32 protein-coding genes and 1 tRNA gene are annotated in these 26,569 nt (G+C 59.9%); 23 read left to right on the top strand and 10 right to left on the bottom strand.

Annotated features, from left to right (window positions below):
• Positions 1-35 precede the first annotated feature (35 nt).
• The 4 genes from B9Z31_RS04545 to B9Z31_RS04530 are packed head-to-tail and all read left to right on the top strand — an operon-like array spanning position 36 to position 3,568.
• Complete coding sequence (locus B9Z31_RS04545; protein WP_100118393.1) at positions 36-965, top strand: branched-chain amino acid ABC transporter permease; 930 nt, start codon at positions 36-38, stop codon at positions 963-965.
• An 11-nt stretch (positions 966-976) separates the two neighbouring features.
• The gene (locus B9Z31_RS04540; RefSeq protein WP_100118731.1) at positions 977-2,053 is read left to right on the top strand and encodes an ABC transporter ATP-binding protein; all 1,077 of its coding nucleotides are present in this window, start codon (positions 977-979) and stop codon (positions 2,051-2,053) included.
• 11 nt (positions 2,054-2,064) lie between these two features.
• Entirely contained in the window at positions 2,065-2,850 is a 786-nt protein-coding gene (locus B9Z31_RS04535; protein WP_233200737.1) for an ABC transporter ATP-binding protein, read from the top strand.
• A 1-nt stretch (position 2,851) separates the two neighbouring features.
• Positions 2,852-3,568, top strand: a complete 717-nt coding sequence (locus tag B9Z31_RS04530; RefSeq protein ID WP_100118391.1) for an ABC transporter ATP-binding protein — start codon at positions 2,852-2,854, stop codon at positions 3,566-3,568.
• Positions 3,569-3,632: 64 nt separating this feature from the next.
• Here B9Z31_RS04530 and B9Z31_RS04525 read toward each other — a convergent pair whose 3' ends face one another.
• Both B9Z31_RS04525 and B9Z31_RS04520 read right to left on the bottom strand, forming a co-directional pair.
• Entirely contained in the window at positions 3,633-4,598 is a 966-nt protein-coding gene (locus tag B9Z31_RS04525) for a tripartite tricarboxylate transporter substrate binding protein (protein WP_100118390.1), read from the bottom strand.
• Positions 4,599-4,722: 124 nt separating this feature from the next.
• A complete protein-coding gene (locus B9Z31_RS04520; RefSeq protein ID WP_100118389.1) occupies positions 4,723-5,766 on the bottom strand; it encodes a CDP-6-deoxy-delta-3,4-glucoseen reductase in 1,044 nt (347 codons plus the stop codon).
• A gap of 47 nt (positions 5,767-5,813) precedes the next feature.
• Between B9Z31_RS04520 and B9Z31_RS04515 the strand changes: the two genes are divergently transcribed.
• Both B9Z31_RS04515 and B9Z31_RS04510 read left to right on the top strand, forming a co-directional pair.
• Entirely contained in the window at positions 5,814-6,776 is a 963-nt protein-coding gene (locus B9Z31_RS04515; RefSeq protein WP_100118388.1) for an SDR family oxidoreductase, read from the top strand.
• Positions 6,773-7,174, top strand: coding sequence for an RNA-binding S4 domain-containing protein (locus B9Z31_RS04510; protein WP_100118387.1), 402 nt, complete (start codon positions 6,773-6,775; stop codon positions 7,172-7,174). Before B9Z31_RS04515 ends, B9Z31_RS04510 begins: the two co-directional genes overlap by 4 nt.
• 53 nt (positions 7,175-7,227) lie before the next feature.
• Here B9Z31_RS04510 and B9Z31_RS04505 read toward each other — a convergent pair.
• Positions 7,228-7,312 (bottom strand) — tRNA-Leu (locus tag B9Z31_RS04505).
• A 39-nt stretch (positions 7,313-7,351) separates the two neighbouring features.
• Between B9Z31_RS04505 and cysM the strand changes: the two genes are divergently transcribed.
• Genes cysM through B9Z31_RS04490 form a run of 3 tightly spaced genes read left to right on the top strand, consistent with a single transcriptional unit; the run spans position 7,352 to position 9,053 of the window.
• Positions 7,352-8,254: a cysteine synthase CysM gene (gene cysM / locus B9Z31_RS04500; RefSeq protein ID WP_100118386.1), complete on the top strand. Its 903-nt coding sequence runs from the start codon at positions 7,352-7,354 to the stop codon at positions 8,252-8,254.
• A gap of 14 nt (positions 8,255-8,268) precedes the next feature.
• The gene (locus tag B9Z31_RS04495) at positions 8,269-8,826 is read left to right on the top strand and encodes an NUDIX domain-containing protein (protein ID WP_100118385.1); all 558 of its coding nucleotides are present in this window, start codon (positions 8,269-8,271) and stop codon (positions 8,824-8,826) included.
• Positions 8,826-9,053 (top strand): sulfurtransferase TusA family protein, encoded by a 228-nt coding sequence (locus B9Z31_RS04490; protein WP_199174446.1) that lies wholly within the window; start codon positions 8,826-8,828, stop codon positions 9,051-9,053. Before B9Z31_RS04495 ends, B9Z31_RS04490 begins: the two co-directional genes overlap by 1 nt.
• 127 nt (positions 9,054-9,180) lie before the next feature.
• Here the strand turns inward: B9Z31_RS04490 and galU are convergent, their stop codons facing one another.
• Together galU and B9Z31_RS04480 are read right to left on the bottom strand one after the other, a co-directional pair.
• Positions 9,181-10,059: a UTP--glucose-1-phosphate uridylyltransferase GalU gene (gene galU / locus B9Z31_RS04485; protein ID WP_100118383.1), complete on the bottom strand. Its 879-nt coding sequence runs from the start codon at positions 10,057-10,059 to the stop codon at positions 9,181-9,183.
• 24 nt (positions 10,060-10,083) lie between these two features.
• Positions 10,084-12,981 (bottom strand): valine--tRNA ligase, encoded by a 2,898-nt coding sequence (locus B9Z31_RS04480; protein ID WP_100118382.1) that lies wholly within the window; start codon positions 12,979-12,981, stop codon positions 10,084-10,086.
• 252 nt (positions 12,982-13,233) lie between these two features.
• On the opposite strand from B9Z31_RS04480, the gene B9Z31_RS04475 reads away from it, so the two are divergent.
• From B9Z31_RS04475 to B9Z31_RS04465, 3 genes are all read left to right on the top strand, one after another.
• A complete protein-coding gene (locus tag B9Z31_RS04475; RefSeq protein WP_062408037.1) occupies positions 13,234-13,656 on the top strand; it encodes a rubrerythrin family protein in 423 nt (140 codons plus the stop codon).
• A 107-nt stretch (positions 13,657-13,763) separates the two neighbouring features.
• The gene (locus B9Z31_RS04470) at positions 13,764-15,113 is read left to right on the top strand and encodes a (Fe-S)-binding protein (RefSeq protein WP_100118381.1); all 1,350 of its coding nucleotides are present in this window, start codon (positions 13,764-13,766) and stop codon (positions 15,111-15,113) included.
• An 11-nt stretch (positions 15,114-15,124) separates the two neighbouring features.
• Positions 15,125-15,715 carry a DUF3501 family protein gene (locus B9Z31_RS04465; RefSeq protein WP_100118380.1) on the top strand — a complete coding sequence of 197 codons (591 nt, stop codon included), beginning with the start codon at positions 15,125-15,127 and terminating at the stop codon, positions 15,713-15,715.
• 75 nt (positions 15,716-15,790) lie between these two features.
• On the opposite strand, the gene B9Z31_RS04460 is transcribed toward B9Z31_RS04465, so the two are convergent.
• From B9Z31_RS04460 to B9Z31_RS04450, 3 genes are all read right to left on the bottom strand, one after another.
• Positions 15,791-16,762, bottom strand: a complete 972-nt coding sequence (locus B9Z31_RS04460) for a tripartite tricarboxylate transporter substrate binding protein (RefSeq protein WP_100118379.1) — start codon at positions 16,760-16,762, stop codon at positions 15,791-15,793.
• Between the two features lie 30 nt (positions 16,763-16,792).
• Complete coding sequence (locus tag B9Z31_RS04455; protein ID WP_100118378.1) at positions 16,793-17,914, bottom strand: NADH:flavin oxidoreductase/NADH oxidase; 1,122 nt, start codon at positions 17,912-17,914, stop codon at positions 16,793-16,795.
• A 61-nt stretch (positions 17,915-17,975) separates the two neighbouring features.
• On the bottom strand, positions 17,976-18,677 hold the full coding sequence (locus B9Z31_RS04450) for a pseudouridine synthase (RefSeq protein WP_100118377.1): 702 nt from the start codon (positions 18,675-18,677) through the stop codon (positions 17,976-17,978).
• Here B9Z31_RS04450 and yaaA point away from each other — a divergent pair.
• The 5 genes from yaaA to B9Z31_RS04425 all read left to right on the top strand — a co-directional run bounded on the left by yaaA (position 18,676) and on the right by B9Z31_RS04425 (position 23,432).
• The gene (yaaA, locus tag B9Z31_RS04445) at positions 18,676-19,464 is read left to right on the top strand and encodes a peroxide stress protein YaaA (RefSeq protein WP_100118730.1); all 789 of its coding nucleotides are present in this window, start codon (positions 18,676-18,678) and stop codon (positions 19,462-19,464) included. The two genes, B9Z31_RS04450 and yaaA, sit on opposite strands and share 2 nt — an antisense overlap.
• Before the next feature lie 2 nt (positions 19,465-19,466).
• Entirely contained in the window at positions 19,467-20,312 is an 846-nt protein-coding gene (gene queF, locus B9Z31_RS04440) for an NADPH-dependent 7-cyano-7-deazaguanine reductase QueF (protein WP_100118729.1), read from the top strand.
• Positions 20,313-20,335: 23 nt separating this feature from the next.
• A complete protein-coding gene (locus B9Z31_RS04435) occupies positions 20,336-20,779 on the top strand; it encodes a PACE efflux transporter (protein WP_100118376.1) in 444 nt (147 codons plus the stop codon).
• A 65-nt stretch (positions 20,780-20,844) separates the two neighbouring features.
• Positions 20,845-21,333 carry a low molecular weight protein-tyrosine-phosphatase gene (locus tag B9Z31_RS04430; protein WP_100118375.1) on the top strand — a complete coding sequence of 163 codons (489 nt, stop codon included), beginning with the start codon at positions 20,845-20,847 and terminating at the stop codon, positions 21,331-21,333.
• A gap of 56 nt (positions 21,334-21,389) precedes the next feature.
• Entirely contained in the window at positions 21,390-23,432 is a 2,043-nt protein-coding gene (locus B9Z31_RS04425) for an AAA domain-containing protein (protein WP_100118374.1), read from the top strand.
• On the opposite strand, the gene B9Z31_RS04420 is transcribed toward B9Z31_RS04425, so the two are convergent.
• Positions 23,429-23,683 carry a BrnA antitoxin family protein gene (locus B9Z31_RS04420; protein ID WP_255408638.1) on the bottom strand — a complete coding sequence of 85 codons (255 nt, stop codon included), beginning with the start codon at positions 23,681-23,683 and terminating at the stop codon, positions 23,429-23,431. The genes B9Z31_RS04425 and B9Z31_RS04420 overlap by 4 nt on opposite strands.
• 62 nt (positions 23,684-23,745) lie before the next feature.
• Here B9Z31_RS04420 and B9Z31_RS04415 point away from each other — a divergent pair, with 62 nt between their 5' ends.
• Genes B9Z31_RS04415 through B9Z31_RS15715 form a run of 6 tightly spaced genes read left to right on the top strand, consistent with a single transcriptional unit; the run spans position 23,746 to position 25,072 of the window.
• The gene (locus B9Z31_RS04415) at positions 23,746-23,916 is read left to right on the top strand and encodes an AAA domain-containing protein (RefSeq protein WP_199174435.1); all 171 of its coding nucleotides are present in this window, start codon (positions 23,746-23,748) and stop codon (positions 23,914-23,916) included.
• Positions 23,917-23,972: 56 nt separating this feature from the next.
• Entirely contained in the window at positions 23,973-24,200 is a 228-nt protein-coding gene (locus tag B9Z31_RS04410) for a CopG family transcriptional regulator (protein ID WP_100118373.1), read from the top strand.
• Entirely contained in the window at positions 24,184-24,450 is a 267-nt protein-coding gene (locus B9Z31_RS04405; RefSeq protein WP_100118372.1) for a type II toxin-antitoxin system RelE/ParE family toxin, read from the top strand. Before B9Z31_RS04410 ends, B9Z31_RS04405 begins: the two co-directional genes overlap by 17 nt.
• A 7-nt stretch (positions 24,451-24,457) precedes the next feature.
• Positions 24,458-24,649 carry a hypothetical protein gene (locus B9Z31_RS04400; RefSeq protein WP_100118371.1) on the top strand — a complete coding sequence of 64 codons (192 nt, stop codon included), beginning with the start codon at positions 24,458-24,460 and terminating at the stop codon, positions 24,647-24,649.
• Positions 24,646-24,933 carry a helix-turn-helix transcriptional regulator gene (locus B9Z31_RS04395; RefSeq protein WP_100118370.1) on the top strand — a complete coding sequence of 96 codons (288 nt, stop codon included), beginning with the start codon at positions 24,646-24,648 and terminating at the stop codon, positions 24,931-24,933. Before B9Z31_RS04400 ends, B9Z31_RS04395 begins: the two co-directional genes overlap by 4 nt.
• Positions 24,934-24,958: 25 nt before the next feature.
• Positions 24,959-25,072: a hypothetical protein gene (locus B9Z31_RS15715; protein ID WP_369804633.1), complete on the top strand. Its 114-nt coding sequence runs from the start codon at positions 24,959-24,961 to the stop codon at positions 25,070-25,072.
• Here the strand turns inward: B9Z31_RS15715 and B9Z31_RS04390 are convergent.
• Positions 25,052-26,422, bottom strand: coding sequence for a hypothetical protein (locus B9Z31_RS04390; RefSeq protein WP_143473811.1), 1,371 nt, complete (start codon positions 26,420-26,422; stop codon positions 25,052-25,054). The genes B9Z31_RS15715 and B9Z31_RS04390 overlap by 21 nt on opposite strands.
• Between the last annotated feature and the right edge of the window lie 147 nt (positions 26,423-26,569).

Genomic DNA, 26,569 nt, shown 5'->3' with positions numbered 1-26,569 from the left:
GGCCTGCTAAGCGCGGGCCACACACGGAGAAATTTATGGACGTCTTCCTCCAGCAGGTCATCAATGGCCTCGTCATGGGCAGCATGTACGCCTTGGTGGCCTTGGGCTACACCATGGTGTACGGCATCATCAACCTGATCAACTTTGCGCACGGAGAAGTGCTGATGGTGGGCGCTTTGACCAGCTGGTCGGCCATCGGCATGATGCAGGGCGCCATGCCTGGCGCGCCAGGGTGGGTCATTTTGATTTTGGCCACCTTGATCGCTTGCGTGGTGGCCGTCGTTTTGAACTTCTCGATCGAGAAAATTGCCTACCGACCTTTGCGCAACAGCCCCAAGTTGGCCCCCCTGATCACCGCGATCGGCATGAGCATCTTGCTGCAGACGCTGGCCATGATCATCTGGAAGCCCAACTACAAGGCCTACCCCACTTTGCTGTCCAGCACGCCCATCAACATGGGCGGGGTGGTCATCACGCCCACGCAAATCATGATTTTGGGCGTCACCGCAGTGTCCTTGGCGGTGCTGATGTGGTTGGTCAACTACACGCGTTTGGGCCGCGCCATGCGTGCGACCTCCGAGAACCCGCGCGTGGCGGCTTTGATGGGTGTCAAGCCCGACATGGTGATTTCTGCCACCTTCGTGATTGGTGCCATCTTGGCGGCCATCGCTGGGGTGATGTACGCGTCCAACTACGGCACGGCCCAGCACGCCATGGGGTTCTTGCCGGGCCTCAAAGCCTTCACCGCAGCGGTGTTCGGCGGCATTGGCAATCTGTCCGGGGCGGTGATTGGCGGCATTTTGCTGGGCCTGATCGAAGCCATCGGTTCGGGTTACATCGGTTACCTGACCGGCGGTGTTTTGGGCAGCCACTACACCGACATTTTTGCGTTCATTGTGTTGATCATCGTGTTGACCCTGCGTCCCTCGGGCCTCATGGGTGAGCGTGTGGCCGATCGCGCTTGATGGAGGTGAGCATGAAAAACAACAAAACACTTCAATTCCTGTTGATCGGCGTTGCCCTGATTGCTTTGCCTTTGATTTTGCAAATGTTTGGCAACGCCTGGGTGCGCATCGCCGACATGGCGCTGCTCTACATCTTGTTGGCCATTGGCCTGAACATCGTGGTGGGTTATGCCGGTTTGCTCGATTTGGGCTACGTGGCTTTCTTCGCGGTGGGGGCTTACATGTACGGCTTGCTGTCGTCGCCACACCTGACCAACACCTTTGCATGGATCGCCGCGGCTTATCCCAACGGCATGCACATGCCGATTTGGCTGATCGTGCCAGTGGGGGCAGCGCTGGCGGGCCTGTTTGGCATGTTGCTGGGTGCGCCCACGCTCAAGCTGCGCGGTGACTACCTGGCCATCGTGACCTTGGGCTTTGGTGAAATCATCCGTGTGTTCATGAACAACCTGGACCACCCGGTCAACATCACCAACGGCCCCAAAGGCTTGGACCAGATCGATCCGATTTCGATTTTTGGATTGAACCTCGGCAAGAAGCTGATGATTGGTGATTTCGAAATTGCGTCGGTCTCGCTTTATTACTACCTGTTCCTGAGCTTGGTGCTGGTCACGATTTTGATCTCGCACCGCTTGGAAGTTTCCCGCATCGGCCGCGCTTGGATGGCGATCCGCGAAGACGAAATCGCAGCCAAGGCCATGGGCTTGAACACCCGCAACCTCAAATTGTTGGCCTTTGGCATGGGCGCTACTTTCGGGGGTGTGTCGGGGGCCATGTTCGCAGGCTTTCAGGGTTTCATCTCGCCCGAGTCCTTCAGCCTGATGGAGTCGGTGATGATCGTCGCCATGGTGGTGCTGGGCGGTCTGGGCTATTTGCCCGGTGTGATTTTGGGGGCCATTTTGTTGTCCGCCCTGCCCGAGGTGCTGCGCTATGTGGCCGGCCCTCTGCAAGAGATGACAGGCGGTCGTTTGGACGCCTCCATCTTGCGCCAATTGCTCGTGGCTTTGGCCATGATCGTGATCATGTTGATGCGCCCTCGTGGGCTGTGGCCCTCGCCTGAGCATGGCCAATCGCTCAAGTCGAAATGAAGGAGCAGAACATGAACCCAACAGCCAACCAAGACACCGTTCTCAACGTTTCAGGCATTTCCAAGCGATTTGGCGGTCTGCAGGCCCTCTCGGATGTGGGCATCACCATTCAGCGTGGACAGGTCTACGGCCTGATCGGCCCCAACGGGGCAGGCAAAACCACGTTTTTCAACGTCATCACCGGTTTGTACACTCCGGACAGTGGCACGTTTGAGCTGGCAGGCAAGCCCTACCAGCCCACCGCCGTGCACGAAGTGGCCAAGGCGGGCATTGCCCGCACATTCCAAAACATCCGCTTGTTTGCCGAGATGACGGCGCTCGAAAACGTGATGGTGGGCCGCCATGTGCGCACCCACTCGGGTTTGCTGGGGGCGATTTTTCGCACCCCCCGTTTCAAAGCCGAAGAAGCGGCCATTGCCCAACGCGCGCAAGAACTGCTCGACTACGTGGGCATTGGCAAGTTTGCCGACTACAAAGCCCGCACCTTGTCCTATGGCGATCAACGCCGCCTGGAAATCGCCCGTGCTTTGGCGACCGACCCGCAGCTCATCGCGCTGGATGAGCCAGCGGCGGGCATGAACGCCACTGAAAAAGTGCAACTGCGCGAGCTGATCGACCAAATCCGCAAGGACAACCGCACCATCTTGTTGATCGAACACGATGTGAAGCTGGTCATGGGCTTGTGTGACCGCGTCACGGTGCTCGACTACGGCAAGCAAATTGCCGAAGGCACGCCTGCCGATGTGCAGAAGAATGAAAAAGTGATTGAAGCCTATCTGGGCACGGGAGGACACTGAGATGGCCGACATCCTATTGAAAGTCAAAGACCTGCAAGTGGGCTACGGCGGCATTCAGGCCGTCAAGGGTGTGAGCCTCGAAGTGCGCGAGGGCGAGTTGGTCTCGCTGATCGGCTCCAACGGTGCGGGCAAAACCACCACCATGAAAGCGATCACCGGCACCTTGCCTTTGCAATCGGGTGACATCGAGTACCTGGGCAAGAGCATCCAAGGCCAAGGCCCTTGGGATTTGGTCAAGCAAGGCCTGGCCATGGTGCCGGAAGGCCGTGGTGTGTTCACCCGCATGACCATCACCGAGAACCTGCAAATGGGCGCCTACATCCGCTCGGATGCTGCGGCCATCGCGGACGACATCGAGAAAATGTTCACCATCTTCCCGCGTTTGCGTGAGCGCAAGGACCAGCTGGCCGGCACCATGTCCGGGGGGGAGCAGCAAATGTTGGCCATGGGCCGTGCTTTGATGAGCCGCCCCAAGGTCTTGCTGCTGGACGAGCCGTCCATGGGTTTGTCGCCCATCATGGTCGACAAGATCTTCGAGGTGGTGCGCGATGTGTACGCCCAAGGCGTCACCGTGCTGCTGGTGGAGCAAAACGCCAGCCGTGCGCTGGCCATTGCCGACCGGGGTTATGTCATGGACTCGGGCCTCATCACCATGAGTGGTGTGGGCAAGGACATGCTGCAAGACCCCAAGGTGCGTGCAGCCTACCTGGGCGAATGAGACGCCCTCTGGTCAGCAAAAAGCCCGGCATGCCGGGCTTTTTGCATTCAGGGGCAGGCCGCGCTCAATCCACCCTTGCCCCACTGGCCTTGACCACGCTTTCGTAGCGCGTCAGCTCTTGCTTCATGAAGGCGCCAAATTGCTCGGGCGTGTTGCCCACGGGTTCGGCCAGCAGTTGGGCGAAACGGGTTTTCGTTTCGGGTGTTTGCAGTGCGGCGGCAAAGGCTTTGTTCAGCCGCGCCACCACATCGCGCGGGGTGGCGGCTGGGGCCACCAAACCCCACCAGGTGTCGATCGAGAAATCTTTCAAGGTCTCGCCCATGCTCGGGATTTCGGGCAGTGCGTTGCTGCGCTGGGCCGTGGTGACGGCCAAGGCCTTGAGCCGGCCCGCCTTGATGTTGGCCGACGCCGTGGCCAGGTTGTCGAAGTTGAAGTCGACTTGGCCAGACAGCAAAGCCAACTGGGCAGGGTTGCCGCCGTTGTAGGGAATGTGCACCGCAAAAATGCCGGCAGCCCGCTTGAACATTTCTCCGGCCAGGTGGCCCGCACTGCCGTTGCCGCCCGAGCCAAAGTTCAGCTTGGCGGGGTTGGCTTTGGCGTAGGCCACCAAATCGGCCAGGGTGTTGATTTTCAGGCGCTGCGCGGTCTCGGCGTTCATCACCAACACATTGGGCACGCGCAGCATTTGCGTGATGGGGGCAAAGTCGCGGCTGGCGTCGTACGGCATCTTGGCGAACAGCCAGGGGTTGATGGCGTGCGTGGCTGTGGCCGCGATGCCGATCGTCAAACCATCGGGCGCGGCTTTGGCGACCAGGTCAGCGCCCAAGTTGCCGCCTGCCCCGGGTCGGTTTTCAATGATGACGGTGCCCAGGCTGTCCTTCACCCGCTCGGCCAATGCCCGCGCCGTGACGTCAATGGGGCCACCCGGCGCATAGGGCACGATGATGCGGATGGGCTTGCCCTGCGCCCAGGCGGGTGCCGAGAGGGCAAGGGAGGCAGCGGTGAACAGGCGGCGCGTGATCAAAGTCATGAGGAGTCTCCGAAACAAAGTCAGTGCAAGAGCATCTTGTGGGAGCGAGCCCCTGCTCGCGAATGCGTGTTCTGCATGTGGCAGTCATTCGGCCGCAGGGGCAGCCTCCCACCCAGACGCGGGTCTAGTCAGCCTTCGCCTTGTCCGCCTCGGACGTGAACGAATCGGCATAAAACTCTTCTTCCGGCAAACCGCCAAGCGCCACGTAGTCGCGCTTGGCCGAGTCCACCACGATGGGGGCCCCGCAGGCATAGACCTGGTGACCCGACAGATCGGGGAAGTCTTGCAGTACCGCTTGGTGCACAAAGCCCGTGCGGCCTGTCCAGTGGTCTTCGGCCTCGGCGTTCGAGATCACGGGCACATAGTGCAGGTTGGGCATCTCGGCCAAGCGGGCTTGCACCCAATCGGCCATGTACAGATCGGCCGGGCGGCGGCCGCCCCAGTACAGCGTCGCTGGGCGGGTGATGCCGCGGTGCTGCATGTGCTCGATCAGCGCCTTGATGGGGGCAAAGCCCGTGCCCGAGGCCAGCAGCACGATGGGCTTGTCGTTGTCTTCGCGCAGGTAGAAACTGCCGTACGGGCCTTCGGCGCGCAGGATGTCTTTTTCCTTCATGGTGGTGAACACCGGGTCGGTGAACTTGCCGCCGGGCATGTGCCGGATGTGCAGCTCCACCGTGGGTGGCGCGACCTCGAGGGTGTGCGGGGCATTGGCCATGCTGTAGCTGCGGCGTGAGCCGTCACGCAACAAAAACTCGATGTACTGGCCCGCGTGGAACTTCATCACGTCGTTGGCGGGCAGTTGCAGTTTGAGCACGATCACGTCGTGTGATTTCTTCTCCAGACTGATCACGCGCACCGGCATCTTTTTGACGGGCAAGCCGCCTTCGGCCGTGACCTGTTTGGATTCGAGCACCACATCGCTTTGGGCGGTGGCGCAGCAGGTCAGCACCAGGCCTTGGGCTTCTTCGTCTGCAGACAGGGCTTTGTCCTGGTGCGGGCCATGCACCACGGTGCCCGAGATTTTTTTGCATTTGCAGGAACCGCAAGCACCGTCTTTGCAGCCGTAGGGCAGGCCAATGCCTTGGCGGATGCCCGCGGCCAGCAGGGTTTCGTTGTCGTCGGCGGTGAAGCTGCGGCCACTGGGCTGCACAGAAATTTGAAAGCTCATCTTTTGGGTATCCTAGAGGGCGTGAATATGACCCGGAACCCCTGATTTTGCCTTCAAACCAAACCCCCTTGGGTGCACTGCCCGCCCGTTTCCGCCGCCAGCGTGTTTTGATCGTGGGTTGCGGTGATGTGGGCTTGCGCACAGCAGGTCAGTTGGGCGCCCCACAAAGCCAGCGCGTGCGCTTGATGGCCTTGACGTCATCGCCTGAACGCGTGCGTTTGCTGCGGGCTTGCGGCATCACGCCCTTGCAGGGCAACTTGGACGATGCGGCCAGTTTGAAGCGTTTGGCCGGCATCGCACACCGCGTGATCCACCTGGCGCCACCGCCGACCGACCGACGCGGCGCCTCTGAGCGCGATCCGCGCAGCCTGGCCTTGGTGCGTGCTTTGCGTTTGCGCGCCTTGCCCCAAGTGCTGGTGTACGGCTCCACCACGGGTGTTTATGGCGACTGTGGTGGCCAGCGGGTGGATGAAACCCGGCCCGCCAAGCCGCACACCCCCCGTGCACAGCGCCGTGTCGATGCCGAAGCCCACATGCGGTTTTTGGGTCGCAGCGGCGTGCGGGTGAGCGTGTTGCGCATCCCCGGCATTTACGCCCCCGACCGCGAAGGTGGAACGCCCCGCGAGCGCTTGCTCAAGGGCACGCCCGTGCTGGTCGCCAAAGAGGACGTGTACACCAACCACATCCATGCCAATGATCTGGCAAGGGCCTGCGCTGCGGCCCTGTGGCGCGGCAAGCCCCAGCGCGTGGTCAATGTGACCGACGACACCGATTTGAAAATGGGCGACTACTTTGACCTGGCCGCCAGTCTGTATGGCTTGCCCAAACCACCGCGCATTTCCCGCCATGATGCCAACACCGCTTTGCCCTTGATGCTGCTGAGCTTCATGAGCGAGTCTCGGCGGCTGGACAACACGCGCATGAAAAAAGAATTGAAAATCCGCTTGCATTACCCGCATGTGCGCGACGGCTTGAGCCCTCAAGGCGCCTTGTTTTCGGTGGCGCGATGACCTCCCAGCGTATTGACAAGTGGCTGTGGGCGGCCCGTTTTTACAAAACCCGCAGCCTGGCCAGCGAAGAGATCGGCAAGAGCCGTGTGCAGGTCAACGGGCAAGATGCCAAGCCCAGCAAAGAAGTCAAACCCGGCGACACGGTGTGCCTGCGCCAAGGCGCCGTGCAGCGCACCGTGGTGGTGCAGGGCTTGAGCGGTGTGCGCGGCCCGGCACCTGTGGCCCAGCTGCTGTACACAGAAACCCCGGAAAGCATCGCATCCCGCGAAAAAGCCGCCGAGCAGCACCGCCTGGCCCGCGAGCCTGCGCTCAGCATTGAGCAAGGCCGCCCCACCAAACGCGACCGCAGGCAAATCGAAAAAACATGGGATAACCGCTGGAGTGCGGGGATCGATTGATCTGAAAAACAAAAGAAAAAGCCGCAAGTGACTGACACTTGCGGCTTTTTGTTTGGTGCCCGGGGCCGGACTCGAACCGGCACGCCTTGCGGCGGGGGATTTTGAGTCCCCTGAGTCTACCAATTTCACCACCCGGGCAGGAATTCGTGAAGACCTGAATTATGGCACATTATTGGGATGATTTATCCAACCATTGAAGATGCGATCGGCAAAACACCCTTGGTGGCTTTGCAACGTTTGGGGGCGGCCGATGCTGCGGCGCGTGGCAATGTGATTTTGGGCAAGCTCGAGGGCAACAACCCTGCGGGTTCTGTCAAGGACAGGCCGGCTTTGTCGATGATTCGCCGGGCCGAGGAGCGGGGCGAGATCAAGCCCGGCGACACCCTGATCGAGGCGACATCCGGCAACACCGGGATTGCGCTGGCCATGGCGGCCGCCATCAAGGGCTACCGCATGGTGCTGATCATGCCCGAGGACCTGTCCATCGAGCGCGCCCAAACCATGAAGGCTTTTGGTGCCGAGTTGATCCTCACGCCCAAGAGCGGCGGCATGGAATACGCCCGCGATTTGGCCGACAGCATGGCCGCGCAAGGCAAGGGCCGCATCCTGGACCAATTTGCCAACGCCGACAACCCGCGCATCCATTACGAAACCACCGGCCCTGAAATCTGGGAGCAGACGGGAGGGCAGGTCACCCACTTTGTCAGCGCCATGGGCACCACGGGCACCATCACAGGCGTGTCGCGTTATTTGAAAGAAAAAAACCCGGCCATCCGCATCATTGGCGCACAGCCCAGCGAAGGATCGCGGATTCCGGGCATTCGCAAATGGCCGCAAGAGTACCTGCCCAAAATTTACGACGCGAGCCGGGTTGATGAGCTGGTGTATGTGAGCCAAAGCGATGCCGAGGAAACCTGTCGCCAAATGGCCCGCAGCGAGGGCATTTTTGCGGGCATTTCGGCCGCAGGCGCTTGTTGGGTCGCGCAGGAGATTGCGAAAACCGTGCAAAACGCGACCATCGTGTTCATTGTGTGCGATCGCGGTGATCGCTACTTGTCCACAGGCGTGTTCCCCGCCTGAACCCAGGATGCCCCATGGCTGAATTTCGTTTTTGTCCGCAATGCGCCACGCCCTTGGCTTGGCAGACCCAGTTGGAAGACGGTGGCGAGGTCATGCGTCTGCGCTGCACGGCTTGCGACTTCACCCATTGGAACAACCCCACGCCGGTGCTGGCGGGCATTGTGCAGGTGGGTGATCAAATTTTGCTGGCCCGCAATGCCGCATGGCCGGGCCGGCGTTTTGCGTTGATCACCGGCTTCATGGAGGCGGGCGAAACGCCTGAAGAGGGCATCACACGCGAGATTGCCGAAGAAACCAATCTGAAAGTGTCTGCTCTCAAGTTGATTGGCGTCTATGACTTCCAGCGCATGAACCAAGTGATCATTGCCTATCACGCTGTGGCCGAAGGCGAGGTGCGTTTGTCACCCGAGTTGGCCGAGTACAAGATGTTCGATTTCAAAGACTTGATTTGCTGGCCTGCGGGCACCGGCTATGCCTTGGGCGACTGGTTGCGCACCATCGGCATCGAGCCCAAGTTCATGTCGTGGGAAGAACGCGCAGCGCAAAGCCAAGAACCGAATCAGGACACATGATGCACATCGACAAGGAAATAGACACCAGCGGGCTGAACTGCCCCTTGCCCATTTTGAAGGCCAAAAAGGCCTTGAACGAGATGAGCAGCGGGCAGGTGCTCAAAGTGACGGCGACCGACCCTGGGGCTTGGCGTGATTTCGAAGCCTTTGCCCGGCAAACCGGCAACGATCTGCTGATGCAGGAAAAGACCGACACGGCTTTTGTGTTTGCACTGAAACGGCGTTGAAGAACCGACACTCTCACATCTTTTGTGGGAGGCCGCCCCTGCGGCCGAATGATTGCCATGGCTTAAGCGCCATTCGCGAGCAGGGGCTCGCTCCCACAGGGGAAGGCTCGCTCCTACAGAGGGCTGGTCAGAGGCTCAGGCCCTTAAGGTAGTCGCGGAACGATGCACCCACTTGGGGGTGCTGCAAAGCCAGCTCCACGGTGGCCTCCAAGAAGCCTTCCTTGCTGCCGCAATCGTAGCGCTTGCCTTGGTACTGGAATGCGTACACCGCCTCGCGCTGCATCAGGCGGGCAATCGCATCGGTGAGTTGGATTTCGCCGCCCACGCCTGTGGGTTGGTTGCGGATCTCGTCAAAAATACCGGGCGTGAGGATGTAGCGACCCGCCACACCCATGCGTGAGGGGGCTTTGTCGGGGCTGGGTTTTTCCACGATTTGCTCCACCCGAATGAGCTGTTTGCCGGCAGGTTCACCGGCCACAATGCCGTAGCGCTTGACCTGGTCGAGCGGCACCTCTTGCACCGCCAGCACCGAGCGGCCTTGCTTGGTGTAGGCCTCGACCATTTGGGTCAAGATGGAGGGGCCCGAATTGACCATCAGGTCATCGGCCAGCAGCACCGCAAACGGCTCGTTGCCCACCAGCGGCTCGGCGCACAGCACCGCGTGGCCCAGGCCCAGCATGCGGTTTTGGCGCACATAGGCGCACACCATGTCGTCGGGCTGCACCGAGCGCACCAGCGCGAGCAATTCGTCCTTGTGCGCCGCCTCGAGCTCGTTTTCGAGTTCGTAGGCGGTGTCAAAGTGGTCCTCGATGGCGCGTTTGCTGCGGCCCGTCACAAAGATCATGTGCCGCACACCCGCCGCGTAGGCTTCTTCCACCGCGTACTGGATCAGCGGCTTGTCCACCACGGGCAGCATCTCTTTGGGCGCCGCTTTGGTCGCGGGCAAAAAGCGCGTGCCCAAACCGGCCACAGGGAATACGGCTTTGCGAATGACGTTGTGGCTCATGCTGTCTCCGGTTGCAGGGCTGCATCAGCCCAAGCGTTGCAGTTGCTGGCGAATTTTGTCGAGTGTGGCGCCGAAGTCGGCCACGCGCTTTTTGGTTTCGTCGAGCACCGCTGGCGGCGCCTTGGACACAAAGGCCTCGTTGCCGAGTTTGGCGTTGGCCTTGGTGATTTCACCTTCCAGGCGAGCGGCTTCTTTGGTCAGACGGACTTTTTCTGCGGCCGCGTCCACTTCGATGAACAGGCACAAACGCGCTTCGCCCACCACGGCCACGGGGGCCGCTTGTGCGGCGGCGATCCATTCGGCTTCGGTGTCAAACACCTTGACTTCGCTCAGCTTGGCCAATGACTGCAGAACCGGTGCCACGCTTTGCATGAAGGAGGTGTCGCCCAGCACATACATGGGCATGCGCGTGGCGGGCGAGACATTCATTTCGCCGCGCAGGTTGCGGCAAGCGTCCACCAAGGTCTTGAGTTTGGCCACATGGGCTTCGGCATCCAAGTCGATGCGTTCGGGCTGGCTCACGGGGTAGGCGGCGATGCTGACCGACTCGCCCGGACGGCCTGCGACCACCGACACTTTTTGCCAGAGCTCTTCGGTGATGAAGGGGATGATCGGGTGCGCCAAGCGCATGATGGTCTCGAGTGTGCGGATCAGCGTGCGGCGTGTCGCGCGTTTTTGCGCGTCGGTGCCGGTGTTGATCTGCACTTTGGCGATTTCGAGGTACCAGTCGCAGAACTCGTTCCAGACAAAGTCATAGATCGTGTTGGCCACGTTGTCCAGGCGGTACTCGGCAAAGCCTTTGGCCACATCGGCCTCGACGCGTTGCAGCTGTGAGCTGATCCAGCGGTCGGCCTGGCTGAAAGACATGTAGCCATGGGCCGGTCCGCCCACTGCACATTCGTCCTTGGTGTGCTCTTTCAGGCCGCAGTCTTGGCCCTCGCAATTCATCAGCACAAAGCGGGTGGCGTTCCACAGCTTGTTGCAGAAGTTGCGGTAGCCCTCGCAGCGCTTGGAGTCAAAGTTGATGCTGCGGCCCAGTGACGCGAGCGCCGCAAAGGTGAAGCGCAGGGCGTCCGCGCCATAGGCCGGGATGCCTTCTGGGAATTCTTTTTCGGTTTGCTTGCGCACCTTGGGCGCGGTCTCGGGCTTGCGCAGGCCTTGGGTCCGTTTTTCAAGCAAGGGCTCGAGGGTGATGCCGTCGATCAGATCGACCGGGTCGAGCACGTTGCCTTCGGATTTACTCATCTTCTTGCCTTGGGCATCGAGCACCAGGCCGTGGATGTAAACGTGTTTGAAAGGCACTTTGCCGGTGAAGTGCGTGGTCATCATGATCATCCGGGCGACCCAGAAAAAGATGATGTCGTAGCCGGTCACCAACACGCTGCTGGGCAAGTACAGGTCGTAGTCGGGCGTCTTCTCGGGCCATCCCATGGTGCTGAACGGCACGAGGGCCGACGAGTACCAAGTGTCCAGCACGTCTTCGTCGCGCTTGAGGGTTTTGCCAGGGGCTTTGGCTTGGGCCTCGGCCTCGTTGCGCGCCACGTACACCTGGCCGTCTTCGTCGTACCAAGCCGGAATCTGGTGGCCCCACCACAGTTGGCGAGAGATGCACCAGTCGGTGATGTTGTTCATCCATTGGTTGTAGGTGTTCACCCAGTTCTCGGGCACAAAGCTCACTTCGCCCGACTGCACCGCGTCAATGGCTTTTTGGGCAATGCTCTTGCCGGTGGCGTCGCCTTGGCCCACTTGGTTCATGGCCACGAACCACTGGTCGGTCAGCATGGGCTCAATCACTTGGCCCGTGCGGGCGCAGCGGGGCACCATGAGTTTGTGCTTCTTGACTTCCACCAAAGCGCCTGCGGCTTCGAGGTCGGCCACCACGGCCTTGCGGGCCACAAAGCGGTCCAGGCCACGGTATTTTTCGGGGGCGTTGGTGTTGATCGTGGCGTCGAGGTTCAGCACGCAAATCATGTCCAGCTTGTGGCGCTGGCCGACTTGGTAGTCGTTGGTGTCGTGCGCGGGTGTGACCTTCACCACACCCGTGCCGAAGTCCTTGTCCACGTAGTCGTCGGCAATCACGGGGATGGTGCGGCCGCACAAGGGCAGGTTGACCTGCTGGCCGATCAGGTGTTTGTAGCGCTCGTCTTCAGGGTGCACCATCACGGCCACGTCGCCCAGCAGGGTTTCGGGTCGGGTGGTCGCCACGGTCAGGCTGCCTGAACCATCGGCCAAGTCATAGCGGATGTGCCACATCGAGCCGTCTTCTTCAGCGCTTTCCACTTCCAGGTCGGACACCGCGCTTTGCAGCACCGGGTCCCAGTTCACCAGGCGTTTGCCGCGGTAGATCAGGCCTTGCTCATACAGCTGCACAAAAGTCTCGGTCACGGTTTGGGACAGTTTGGGGTCCATCGTGAAGTATTCGCGGCTCCAGTCCACGCTGTCGCCCATGCGGCGCATCTGGCTGGTGATGGTGCTGCCGGACTCTTCTTTCCACTCCCACACCTTGCTCACAAAGTTTTTGCGAGCTTCGGCCGGGGTGGGGCCCATGTCGTGGCGGCTGATGCCCTTGGCCTGCAGCTGGCGTTCCACCACGATTTGGGTGGCAATGCCCGCGTGGTCGGTGCCCGGAATCCAGGCGGTGTTGTGGCCCAGCATGCGGTGGTAGCGGGTCAACGAGTCCATGATGGTCTGGTTGAACGCGTGGCCCATGTGCAGCGTGCCGGTCACGTTGGGCGGGGGCAGCTGGATGGCGAACGCGGGTGCGCCGTCTTTGGGCGCTTGCGTGCCCCGAAAACCAGCCACGCCGTATCCGCGTTTTTCCCACTCGGGGCCCCAATGGGCTTCCAGCGCAGCAGGCTCGAAGGATTTGGACAGGCTCTCAAGGCCGGGCTGGAGGGCCACAGTGGCGGGGGCGTTGCTCATGGCGGGGGCTTCTCAAAAATAAATGACGGCAGCTCTGCGCAGGCCGTGCAGGACGATCGGTGTCCGAAATAGGTGATTTTACCTAGCCCACCTTGGCTCTCCTGGGCCCAAGCCCGAGGGCTTGGCTGATAGCTTCAATTAATTGAGGGTATTGCATCAATTAATTAGGCGACCGGTCGGTAAAAGACTAACCTGATGGTTCTCTGGCGATGTCGTCAGGGCAATCAACGTAAAACTCACTAGGAGATACCCATGGCAGCACTCAAAGGCTCGCGCACGGAACAATGCCTGAAAGACGCCTTCGCAGGCGAATCCCAGGCCAACCGTCGCTATTTGTACTTCGCGAACAAAGCTGACGTTGAAGGTCAGAACGACGTGGCAGCCCTGTTCCGTTCCACCGCCGAAGGTGAAACTGGCCACGCCCACGGCCACCTGGAGTTCCTGGAGCAATCCGGTGACCCAGCGACCGGCATGCCCATCGGCTCGACCCGCGACAACCTGGCTTCGGCTGTGGCTGGCGAGACCCACGAGTACACCGACATGTACCCCGGCATGGCCAAGACCGCTCGCGAAGAAGGTTTTGACGAAATCGCCGACTGGTTCGAGACCCTGGCCAAGGCTGAGCGTTCACATGCCAACCGTTACCAGAAAGCCCTGAACGAACTGGTGGACTGATCCCCGGTGATCCGGCCTGCTGCACGGCCCCGTGCAGCGGGTTTTTCTCAGGGCTTTGCAAGCAGAGTTCTCAGGCAAACCCAAAACAAAAAAGACAGGAGCACAACATGGCCAAAGAAGGCAACCTTGAGGCCCCCACGCGGCACGCCCTCGGTTGGGAGAGTCCCGAGTTCTACAACGAAGAAAAATGCTTTGACGAGTTGGAGCGCATTTTCGACATCTGCCACGGCTGCCGCCGCTGCGTGAGCCTGTGCAACTCGTTCCCCACCTTGTTCGACCTGGTGGACGAGTCCAGCACCATGGAAGTGGATGGGGTGGACAAGAAGGATTACTGGAAAGTGGTGGACCAGTGCTTCATGTGTGACCTGTGCTACATGACCAAGTGCCCCTACACCCCGCCGCACGCCTGGAACCTGGACTTCCCGCACACCATGCTGCGGGCCAAAGCCATCAAGTTCAAAAAAGGCGAAGTGGGCGCGGCCGAAAAGTTTTTGGCCTCGACCGACACGCACGGCTCGTTTGCCGGCATCCCGATCGTGGTGCAGGCGGTCAACGCGCTCAACAAGACCGAAGCGGCACGCAGCATCATGGAAAGCGTGGCGGGCGTCGACAAAAACGCTTGGTTGCCTTCCTTGGCCACCCAAAAGTTCCGTTCGAGCGCCCCAGATGCCCAGTCGGTCAACGTGGTGGACGGCGAGAAAACGCCCGGCAAAGTGGCCATTTATTCGACCTGCTACATCAATTACAACGAGCCCGGCATCGGCCACGACTTGCTCAAAATCCTGGACCACAACGCCATTCCCTACGTGCTGGTCGAGAAAGAAAAGTGCTGCGGCATGCCCAAGCTCGAACTGGGCGACTTGGACTCGGTGAAGGCGTCCAAAGAAGCCAACATCCCGGTGTTGGCGAAGTACGCCAAAGACGGCTACGCCATCATGGCGGCCGTGCCCAGCTGCGCCCTGATGTTCAAGCAGGAAATCCCCCTCATGTTCCCCGATTGCACCGACACCCAGTTGGTCAAAGAAGCCATGTGGGACCCGTTTGAGTACTTCATGGCCCGCAAGCGCGACGGCTTGCTCAAGACCGAATTTCCTCAAGCCTTGGGCAATGTGAGCTACCAAATTCCTTGCCACGGCCGGGTGCAAAACATCGGCAAAAAAACCGAAGAAATGCTCAAGATGATCCCGGACACCGAGATCAACACCATCGAGCGCTGCTCGGGCCACGCGGGCACTTACGGTGTCAAAAAAGGGTCGCACGAGATGGCGATGAAAATCGGCAAACCCGTGTTCAAGGCCATGGCCACCATGAAGGACGGCTCCAAGCCCGACTTCATCAGCTCCGATTGCCCGCTGGGCGGCCACCACATTGCCCAAGGCTTTGAGGTCAACGGTTTGGGCGCCCCCGAACTGAACCACCCCTTGACCTTGGTGCGCAAAGCCTACGGTCTCAAATAAGGAAAACCGCCATGCAACTGACCGGAAAAATCACGCCCGAGACCCTGATGTCTCTCGAGGCTTACACCAAGTGGCGCAAGGTCCACAAGCCCGAGGTGATCGCTCACCGCAAGCTGCGCAGCGTGCAACTGGGTGAGCACATCAACGTGCAGTTCGAGAGCGAAACCACCATCCGCTACCAAATTCAGGAGATGCTGCGCATCGAAAAAGTCTTCGAAGAAGAGGGGATCCTGCAAGAGATCGAGGCCTATGCCCCGCTGGTGCCGGATGGCAGCAACTGGAAAGCCACCATGATGATCGAGTACGTCGACATCCACGAGCGCAAGCGCGAGTTGGCCAAACTGATCGGCGTGGAAGACCGCATGTTTGTGGAGGTCGAAGGCCATGCCCGCGTGTACGCGATTGCGGACGAAGACCTGGACCGCGAGACCGAAGAAAAAACCTCAGCGGTGCACTTTGTGCGCTTTGAACTCACGCCCGTCATGTCTGCGGCGGTCAAGGCGGGCGCTGGCGTCAAAATGGGTTGCGACCACACCCACTACCCCTCGCACCTCGACATCGCCGCGGACACCTTGGCCAGTTTGGCGGGCGATCTCAAGTAAATCACTGCGGCCACTGGCCCGCCAAAAAGCCGGAGCAGGCCGCAAGGCCCACTCCGGCTTTTGAACGTCTGGCGCTCAGTCCAGCTTGATGTTGGCGGCCTTGATGGCCTGCGTCCAGTCGGCGATGTCGCGGTCCAAAATTTTGGTCATCTCGGTGGGGGCGACAAAGCGCACTTCAATGCCTGCGGCATCGGCGCGTTGTTTGCTCTCGGGCAAGTCCAGGCTGCGCTTGACGGCATCGGCCAGTTGGGTGACCGCGGCAGCTGGCGTGCCTGCTGGGGCGTACAAAGCCACCCACGACTCGAGGTCAAAGTTGGGGTAACCGGCTTCGGCCATGGTGGGCACCTGGGGCATGCCGGCATGGCGTTTTTTACCCGTAACGGCCAAGGCCTTGAGCTTGCCGCCCTGGATGTGTTGCATCACCGAAGGCGGTGTGGTCATGAACACCTGCACCTGGCCTGCCAGCACGTCGGCAATGGCTTGGCCCGAACCCTTGTAGGGCACATGCACCAGGCTCACCCCGGTTTGCTGTTTGAAGATTTCCGTGCCGATGTGTGACACCGAACCGTTGCCCTGCGAGGCGTAGTTCAGCTTGCCCGGGTTTTGCTTGGCGTAGGTGATGAACTCCTTCATGTTGTTCACCGGCACCGAGGGGTGCACCGCCACCACGTTGGTGGCCACGGTGATCAGGCCCACGGGCGTCAGGTCTTTCAACTCCCAAGGCAGCTTGCTCATCAAGATCGGGTTGGCGACGTGGTAACCCGAGTACGACACCAGCAGTGTGTGGCCGTCTTTGGGTGCGCGCGCCACTTGCTGGTAGGCCAGGTTGCCGCTGGCGCCGCCCTTGTTTTCCACCACGATGGACTGGCCGATCAGGCGGCCCAAAGGCTCAGAAATCAGGCGGGCCGAAGTGTCGACCAAGCCGCCGGGTGGCACGGGCACCACCAGGGTGATGGGCTTGCTGGGGAAGGCTTGCGCCATCAGGGCCATGGGGGTGCACAGGCTGGCCAGGGCCAGCAGTTTAGAAATTTGACGGCGAGTGTTCATGTGTCTATCTCTCTCTTTTGAAGTTGGAAATCAGCGCATGCCGATTTTGGCGTCGTTGAAAATGTTTTTGGCTTCGCGCGGCAGGCTGCGCCAGTACTGGTGTTGTGAGTCGACCGTGCCGCCCAAAGCCACGGCCGCTTCCCAGCCCCAGCGCGGCTTGTACAAAAAGCTGCGGGCCAGTGCCACCAGGTCGGCGTCGCCACGCTGCAACACGGCTTCGGCTTGGGCGGGCTCGGTGATCAGGCCCACGGCAATGGTGGTCAGGGCCGATGCGTCTTTGACCGCTTTGGCCAGGTGCACTTGGTACTCGGGGCCCAAGGCAATTTTTTGCAGGGGCGAGACGCCGCCCGAAGAGATGTGCACAAACTGCGCCCCGGCTTGTTTGAGCTGCACCGACAAGGCGGCAGTTTCTTCGACGGTCCAGCCGCCGTCCACCCAGTCGGTGCCCGAGATGCGCATGCCCAAGGTGCCGCCAAAGGCTTCGCGCACGGCTTGGAACACTTCCAGCGGAAAGCGGATGCGGTTTTCAAAACTGCCGCCATAGGCGTCGGTGCGCTGGTTGGAAATGGGTGACAAAAACTGGTGCAGCAAATAGCCGTGCGCGGCGTGCAACTCCACCGCCTCGATGCCCAGCGCGTGGCTGCGCCGAGCGGTGTTCACAAAGTCGGCCTTGATCTGCGCGATGTCGGCCAGGCTCAGTTCGGTGGGGGCGGCTTCTTGGGGCAAGTGGGGCAGGGCGCTGGGCGCCACGGTGGGCCAGCCGCCGTCTTCGGGGGCGATCAGCATGCCGCCATGCCAAGGCGCGGCGCTCGAAGCCTTGCGGCCTGCGTGGCTGATCTGGATGCACACCGGCATGTGCGGGGCCAGGCGGCGGGCGCGGTGCAGTTTGTCACCCAGCGCTGCTTGCGTGGCGTCGTCCCACAGGCCCAAGCAGCCGGGGCTGATGCGGCCCACGGCCGACACGGCCGTGGCCTCGATGGTGAACAGGCCCGCGCCGCTGTTGAGCATGTTGGTCCAGTGCGTCAGGTGCCAGTCGGTGGCCTGGCCATGGTCGGCCGAGTACTGGCACATGGGCGCGACCACGATGCGGTTGGGCAAGGTGAGGGGCCCACTGGGGGCGTTGAAGGTGTAGGGGGTAAAAAGCAGGCTCATGCCGCGATCTTAGGCAAGAGCCGGCGCCAAGCTATCCGCTCTGTGACAAGACCCTTGTTTTTCAGTCAGAAATGGGTTCAGCCCACAGCTGCCATTCTGGCCCGCAGGGGGCGTCGATGCTCAGCGCCTGGCCACTCACCGGGTGGCGCATGTCCAGGCGCAGGGCGTGCAGCCACAGCCGCTGCAGCCCCCAATGCGCGGCCACCGCCCGGTTGAGCGGTCCTTTTCCGTGCGTGGCGTCGCCCATGATCGGGTGGGCCATGTGCTTCATGTGGCGGCGCAGCTGGTGACGCCGCCCCGTCAGGGGTTGCAGCTGCACCTCGGCCCAGCGCAGGCTGGCAAATTCGCCTTGGGCAATGGGCAGCTCGCCCCGGCGCAGGGTGGCGTAGCGCGTCTGGGCGGCTTGACTCTCTTCGCGCTCGGTGCGCATGTCGTCGGGCATGCGTTTCAAGGGGTGGTCGATCCAACCCTCTGGCAGGGGCCAACCCCGCACAATGGCCCGGTAAGTCTTGTGCAGCCCCTCACCCGTTTCAAAGGCCTGCCCCAGCGTGCGGGCCACCTCGGCGCTCAGGGCAAACACCAGCACGCCGCTGGTGCCTTTGTCCAGCCGGTGCACGGGCCAGACGTGTTGGCCGATCTGGTCGCGCAGAGTTTGCAGCACAAAGCGGGTTTCACCCTTGTCGAGCGGGGTGCGATGCACCAGCCAGCCAGCGGGCTTGTGCACGATGGCGAGATAATCGTCCAGGTAAAGGATGTCGAGCATGTTGTTCTTATTGTCTCCCGCCAAGTCGCTGGATTACGAAACTCCGGTGGGCGCTACGCACGCAGATTTGCCGCACACGCTGCCCCAGTTCGTGCCGCAGTCGCAGGCCCTCATTGAGGTGCTGCGCCAAAAGTCACCCCAGCAAATCGCCGAATTGATGGACCTGTCGGACGCGCTGTCGGCCCTGAACGTGGCCCGCTACGAAGCCTGGCGCCCCAAATTCACCGCCAAGAATGCCAAGCAAGCCGTGCTGGCCTTCAATGGCGATGTGTACGAAGGCCTGGACGCCAAGACCCTGAGCGCCAAAGAGCTGGACTGGGCGCAAAAGCATGTGGGCATTTTGAGCGGCCTGTATGGCGTGCTGCGCCCGCTGGACTGGATGCAACCCTACCGCCTGGAAATGGGCACCACGCTGCACACCGACAAGGGCAGCAACCTGTACAAGTTTTGGGGGCCGCAAATTGCCGAGCACCTGAACGCCCAGCTGGCCAAAGACAAAACCCCGGTCATCGTCAACCTGGCCTCGCAAGAGTATTTCAAGTCGGTGGACCGCAAAACCCTCAAGGCCCGCGTCATCGAGTGCGTGTTCGAAGACTTCAAGGGCGGCAAATACAAGATCATCAGCTTCAACGCCAAGCGGGCGCGGGGCTTGATGGCGCGGTTCGCCATCCAAAACAAGATCACCCATCCTGAAGGTTTGCTGGGCTTTGACCTCGAAGGCTACGCCTACGACGCGCAAGTGTCCGAGCCTGACCGTTGGGTGTTCCGTCGCAAGGTGCAAGCATGAGCATGAACTTCCCTGAACAATCCCAGCTGGGCAAGTCCAGCGCCTATGTGGACCAATACGACGCCCGCCTGCTGTTCCCCATTCCCCGTGCCACCAAACGCGCCGAGATCGGTGTCACCGGGCAGCCCGTGTTTTTGGGGGCGGATTTGTGGACCGCGTTCGAGCTGTCCTGGCTCAACACCAAGGGCAAGCCGCAAGTGGCACTGGCCCACATCACCGTGCCTGCCGAGAGCACGCACATTGTGGAGAGCAAGTCCTTCAAGCTGTACCTGAACAGCTTCAACAACACGCGTCTGGAAAGCCCTGAAGTGGTTCGCGACATGATTCGCCGCGACATCAGCGCAGCCATCTGGCATGGCGGCAACATGCAAGCCAGCGTGGGCGTGAAGCTGCTGCTGCAGGAACACTTTGACGCCGAGCCCGTGCACGAGCTTGACGGTCTGAACCTGGACCGTATGGACATCGAGTGCAGCCGCTACCAGCCCGCGCCCGACTTGCTCACGGCCAACCTAGATGAGCAGCCGGTCACCGAAACGCTGGTCAGCCACTTGCTCAAAAGCAATTGCCTGGTCACAGGCCAGCCCGACTGGGGCAGCGTGCAAATCACCTACAGCGGCCCGCAGATCGAGCAAGCGGGTCTGCTGCAATACATCGTGAGCTTCAGGAACCACAACGAGTTCCATGAGCAATGCGTCGAGCGCATCTTCATGGACATCTGGACACGCTGCAAGCCCACCAAGCTCACGGTGTACGCCCGCTACACCCGGCGCGGCGGGCTGGACATCAACCCCTGGCGAACCAGCGCACCGGGCGCTGTGCCGCCCAATGTGCGCACGGCGCGGCAGTGAACGCATTCACCGCGTTCCCCCATATGACCCCTACCACCCGCCGCGTTGTGCAAGCCCTGTTGTACGAGGCCATTGCGATTGCCGTGGTCGGGCCTGTGTTGAGCCTGGCTTTTGACAAGTCGCCCACCTCCACTTTGGGCCTGGCGCTTGTGTTGTCGAGCATTGCGCTGACTTGGAACTACGCCTTCAACTGGCTCTTTGAGCGCTGGGAGTCGCGCCAAACGGTGCGTGGCCGCTCCTTTGCCCGGCGGCTGGCCCACGGGGCCGGTTTTGAAGGCGGCTTGGTCATCATTCTTTTGCCCGTCATGTCGCTGTGGCTGGACATTTCGCTCACTGCTGCCTTGCTGGCCAACTTGGGCCTGCTGGCCTTCTTTTTCTTTTATGCCATCGCGTTCACCTGGTGCTTTGACCGGGTTTTGGGCTTGCCTGCTTCTGCGCAGGCGGGCGATGTCAAACAGAGTGGATGAGCCGAGTTTTTAGCGATGGCTTGGGTCAAGTTTTTTGACCCCACACACCCAGCACCCCGCAAGACATGAACGAAAACGCTTACAAAATCCTGTTTGTCTGCATGGGCAACATCTGCCGAAGCCCTACAGCCGAAGCTGTTTTCTTCAAACGGCTGACGGAGCAAAAGCTCTTGCACAAAGTCCAAGTGGACTCGGCAGGCACACACAACTTTCACCCCGATGCGCCGCCCGATGAACGCAGCCAAAAGCATGCGCTCAAAAGAGGCTACGAGCTTGCGCACTTGAGGGCCAGGCCAGTGGTGGACAGTGACTTTGAAACCTTTGATTTGCTCTTGACCATGGATTGGGACAACCGCGCCCTCTTGGAAGAAAGATGCCCCGCGCAGCACCAACACAAGATCCGGGGCTTGGCGGAGTTTTTGCTCACCACGCAGGCCCCGGTCATCCCCGACCCATACTACGGTGGAGACCAGGGCTTTGAGCATGTGCTGGATTTGATCGAAGAAGCCAGCGAAGGCCTCGTGAAATTCGTCACGCACAAGGTTCAGAGTTAAGGCCCATCCCATTGGGTTAGAGTCGCGTCCACTCCTTTTTCCCTTCCCCATCTCTTTTGGCCGACCAAGACCCCACCTTCACTGCACATCTTTCTGTTGAACACGAGTTGCGCCATGTGCGTGCGCTCATGCAGCTGGAGCAACAGGAAGACCAGGCGCAGTTCAAGCTCAAAAACGCCAGTGCCAGCATCAAGGAGCGCCGTCGGCGTGGCTTGACTTGGTACCCCGTCACCATCACCCAAGAAGACATTGGTTTTGGCGGCAAGGTGGTGCTGGAGTTGGAGCGCCCAGCGCACCGGCAAGATCTGCATTTGTTCCAAGTGGGGGGGGCGGCGGCGCTGTTCAGCAGTGCGCCCGGCTATTCGGGCACACATTCGGCATCAGATCGGCCCGTGGTGAGCGGCGTGGTGACCCGCGTGCGGCGCAACAAACTGCTGCTGTCCACCACCAAAGAAGCGCTGCCCGACTGGGTGCTGGACGGCAGCAGCCTCAACGGAAGCACATTAGGTGTTGACCTGACCTTTGACGAGGTCAGCTACCGCGAGATGAACCAGGCCCTGAGCGCGGTCATGGCCGCCCACGGCAACCGCTTGGCCGAACTGCGCGATGTGCTGCTGGGCGCTCAGGCAGCCCGCTTTCGCGCGCCCCAAGCCGATGACCTGTTTTACCCCAGTGCCCTCAACGACTCGCAGCTGGCGGCGGTGCGCCATGTGGTCACGGCGCAAGACGTGGCCATCATCCACGGCCCGCCCGGCACAGGCAAAACCACCACGCTGGTGCAAGCCATTTTGGAAACCATTCGGCGCGAGCGGCGCGTGCTGGTGTGCGCCCCCTCGAACACCGCCGTGGACCTGCTGACCGAAAAATTGGCCGAGCGCGGTGTGAATGTGATTCGCCTGGGCAACCCCAGCCGCGTGTCGGAGCTGCTGCTCCAGCACACGCTGGACGCCGGGGTGATGGCCCACGCCAGCTACGCCAAGATGCACGCCATGCGCCAAACCGCCCAGCAGCACCGAGAGGCTGCCAGCGAACGCGTGCGCAACTTTGGCTTTGAGGAGCGCCAGCGCCGCCAATGGCTGCGCGAAGAAGCCCGCACGCTGCGCCAAGCCGCCGACGATTTGGAGCGCTTCATGACCGAGGACGTGCTCGAATCGGTGCAGGTCATCACCTGCACGCTGGTGGGCGCCAGCCACCGCGCCATTCGCCACCTGGGCTTTGAGACCGTGTTCATTGACGAAGCCGCCCAGGCCTTGGAGCCGGGTTGCTGGATTCCCATTGCCAAGGGCCAGCGCCTGGTGTTGGCGGGCGACCACCACCAGCTGCCACCCACCGTGAAAAGCGAAAAAGCCGGCCGCGAAGGCCTGCGCGAAACCCTGTTTGAAAAGTGCATCCAGCGCCAACCGGGCACGGCCCGCATGCTGAAGGTGCAATACCGCATGCACGCGCACATCATGGGCTTCAGCTCTGAGAAGTTTTATGGCGGCCAATTGGTGGCGCACCCCAGCGTGCGCCATGCCGACTTGGCCGCTTATGATCCGCGCTTTAATTCCCCGCGCTTTGATGACCCACGTTTTGCGCCCGACCTGCCCGTGGAATTCATCGACACGGCGGGTTGCGGTTTTCAAGAACTGGCCATTCCCGAAAGCCGTTCCACCGCCAACCCCGAAGAAGCCCACTTGCTGCTGGAGCGCCTGGAGCAGTTGCTTGCGTTAGGTGAACCCACCGACCCAGACCGGCGCCCCCTGACCATTGGCGTGATTGCACCTTACCGCGCTCAAATCAACTATTTGAAAGACGCCATCGAAGACAGCGAAGTGCTGAATGGTTTGCTGCTGCAACGCAGGCTCAGCGTGGGCACGGTCGACTCGTTTCAGGGCCAAGAGCGCGACATCATTGCCATCACCTTGACGCGCAGCAACCCCCAAGGCGAGATCGGCTTTTTGTCTGACATCCGCCGCATGAACGTGGGCATGACCCGCGCACGGCGCAAGCTGCTGCTGGTGGGCGATTCGTCCACGCTGTGCCGGCATCCGTTTTTTGCGGAGTTGCTGGCTTATGTGAAGGGGGTGGGGGGCTACCGCACGGCTTTGGCTGTTTAAGCCAGCTTAGGCCAGTTGATTTGTACTTTGCGGTTGTTGGCCAAGCAGTCGCGTAAATACAAGTTGATGAGGCTTTGATAGGGAACTCCTGCATCATCTGCCATGCTTTTGAAATAGACAACAACGTCTTCTGACAGACGCATCGTCACTGGCTTCTTAAGCTTGGATGCATAGGGATTTTTGCGAGCTTTGAGCTTGGAGAGATCGTATTCGGCTTTCATGTCAGATACCTCGATAAAAAGCGCTTTCACGCTTGGTTGCCTTGCTTGGGTGCCATTCAAACTTGATCATGTTTACATTGAATGTAAGAGATATGCGTCGTCATGCGAGATTTTTCACACTCGCCGACGATTCGTTTCAGGGCCAAGAGCGCGGCATCTCTGCCATTACCTTGACGCGCAGCAACCCCCAAGGCGAGATCGGCTTCCTGTCCGACATCCGCCGAATGAACGTGGGCATGACCCGCGCACGGCGCATGAGATAGCGAAGATATGCTCCCCTGTGATACATTGAATACATGTATTCAATGGAGGATTTGATATGGCAACTTCAATTCGTCTTGCCCCAGAGACCGAGCAAAGGCTTGACTACCTCGCATCTCAAACTGGGCGCACCAAGGCTTTCTACCTGCGCGAAATCATCGAAAACGGCATCCAAGAAATGGAAGACTACTACCTCGCAGCCGATGTGCTTGCGCGTGTCCGTCAAGGGAAAGAACAGGTCCATTCCGCTGCCGATGTGAGACGAGACCTTGGCCTGGACAATTGAATACGCCGACACGGCCAAAGGTCAGCTTCGCAAGCTCGACAAACAGTTGGCGCGGCGTATTGTTGACTTCATGGACGAGCGCATCGCCGGACTGGAAAACCCACGCAACACGGGTAAGGCTTTGGTCGGGCCGCACGGAGGTTTCTGGCGCTACCGGGTGGGCGATTGCCGGGTGATTTGTGACATTCAGGACGGCGCTTTGCGCGTCCTTGTGGTGCAGGTTGGCAATCGGCGTGAGATTTACCGGTAGGCCCATCATGGAAATTACACCCATCCGCACAGAAAAAGATCACCGCACAGCATTGCGCGTGGTGTCAGCGCTGGTAGAGCAAGACCCATTGCCTGACACGCCTGATGGCGAACGCCTGGAGGTGCTCTCGACCTTGATTGAGGCCTATGAGCGGAAGCACCATGCGATTGATTCGCCAGACAAAGGAGGAACGACGTGAAAAGCTTGAAAGACGTGAAAGCCCAACTGCTGGCCAACCCCGCCGTTCGCCAAGCCTATGACGCACAAACGCCCGAGTTGGAGCTGGCCCGTGAACTGATTGCAGCACGAATGAAAGCGGGCCTGACGCAAGGCGATGTGGCCGCACGCATGGGCACAACCCCAAGCGTGGTGTCACGCATCGAAAGTGGCCGGGGCACGCCATCCATGCGAACCGTCCAACGCTTTGCCAGCGCCGTGGGTGCGCGTGCCGTGGTGCGCATGGAGCCTTTGACGACTGCATGACCCGCTGCTGCAACGCAGGCTCAGCGTGGGCACCGTCGATTCGTTTCAGGCCCAAGAGCGAGGCATCTCTGCCATCACCTTGACGCGCAGTAACCCCCAAGGCGAGATCGGCTTTTTATCAGTTAGTACCCGAGCCTGACGTGACTTCAACTTGACCATAGAAGTCACGCAGATTCAGTACACAACGCCTAATTGATCTGAAATCAGTTCTGGGAACAATGATCGAGATAGACGGTGTGTTAATTCCGAGATCTAAAAAGCCACGAGGAGCGCGATTTGTTTTAATCAAATCGACGTAGCAACCATAGTCAATTCCATACACATGAAATCTCTTACCTGGTTCATCTTGAGCGGACATACTTTTTCGTAGAACGTGAAGCACCCTTGCGTCATACAAAAAATCTATGAGATCGTCTCTTGTGCCTACTTCAAGCAAAAACGCTTTGGTTTGCCGTTCTTTAATTACTTTATCGACGATCCAAGTCAATAAGGATTTTGCTTTCACATGCGAACTTACAGCGGTATCTTTCGACGCTTGGTACCACTGCTGTGCTGCGGTGCGCACATCACCTACGGAAATCAATTCATCATTCGCCTTTTGAGCTGCGTGGCTCAGTATGTGAATCACGTCTCTTGGCACCCCCTCGCATGCTCTTACAGCTTCATCAAATGCGTTCGTTTGCGTGAACCCTTGCGAGATAAATGAAATCTCACTCATTGGCGCAGACATACTTTCTGCTTCAAGCGCAACTTGTACATGTTTCAACACCAAGGTCCTAAAAAAGGAGACGGCCTTTTCCTCGTCGTTGTCAAAGACCATGAAGTCGTCGAGATTCAGTGCTGTTGAGAGATCGGCACCAAGCTCAAGCCCAATATTGCCAACTGAACTATCCGGGGTAAAAAGACGGCTGCGTTGCTCAATGGCAGCGATCTTGACTGTCACGCCCTTAATTGGGAATACCGCTCGCCTTAGCAGATCAGCAAGTAATGGTTGAAGATCAATAGGAACTTCGCTCCATTCATCTATTAACAGCCAGAGGCGTTGATTGGGCAACGTTTGAACAACCTTGTTCAAAGCGCTCCCAACACTACCGAAGTTAACTCTATGCACTTCAGGTCCAGACATAGTTTTTTTTGCTGATACTGCCTCGCGGGCAGATTCCTCATGCTTCATCTCTCCTGAAAGTGATGTTTTTTTAAAAGAAGTAGAGCAACCAAGACTTGCCCCCGCGGAGCTTGCGTTTTCAGCAGAATTCACTGTCTCAAGGACCGTTGTACCGATCACCCTTACAGAACTGTGTGCATCAAACAACTCGTCCAAAGCATTTCCAGTTACACCCAAATTCACAAGACCATCATGTTCAACAGCTTGTTCGAAAAGCCTGCTATGAATGACTGCAAGCACATCTACAAGTAGTCTGGTTGCACGCTGAGTGATTGGAATCGACAGGTCAGCGTAGATGCCACCCGCGGAACCGAGATTGCGCATGTCAAGTTGAATAGCCAGTTCCCTGATGGCCAGTCCAAATTCCCCCACCCGTGGCCACCCCAAATTCCCCCAGGCAGCGCCGTCAGATTATGACGTTTCCGGATTGACGACCAAGCGAGCAGCCGCCTCCTTGAGCCTGTAGCTCTT

The organism is Limnohabitans sp. G3-2, from assembly GCF_002778275.1.
GTDB lineage: Bacteria > Pseudomonadota > Gammaproteobacteria > Burkholderiales > Burkholderiaceae_C > Limnohabitans_A.
Note: the sequence above shows the minus strand (reverse complement) of the source record. Positions and strands in the feature narration are given on the sequence as shown.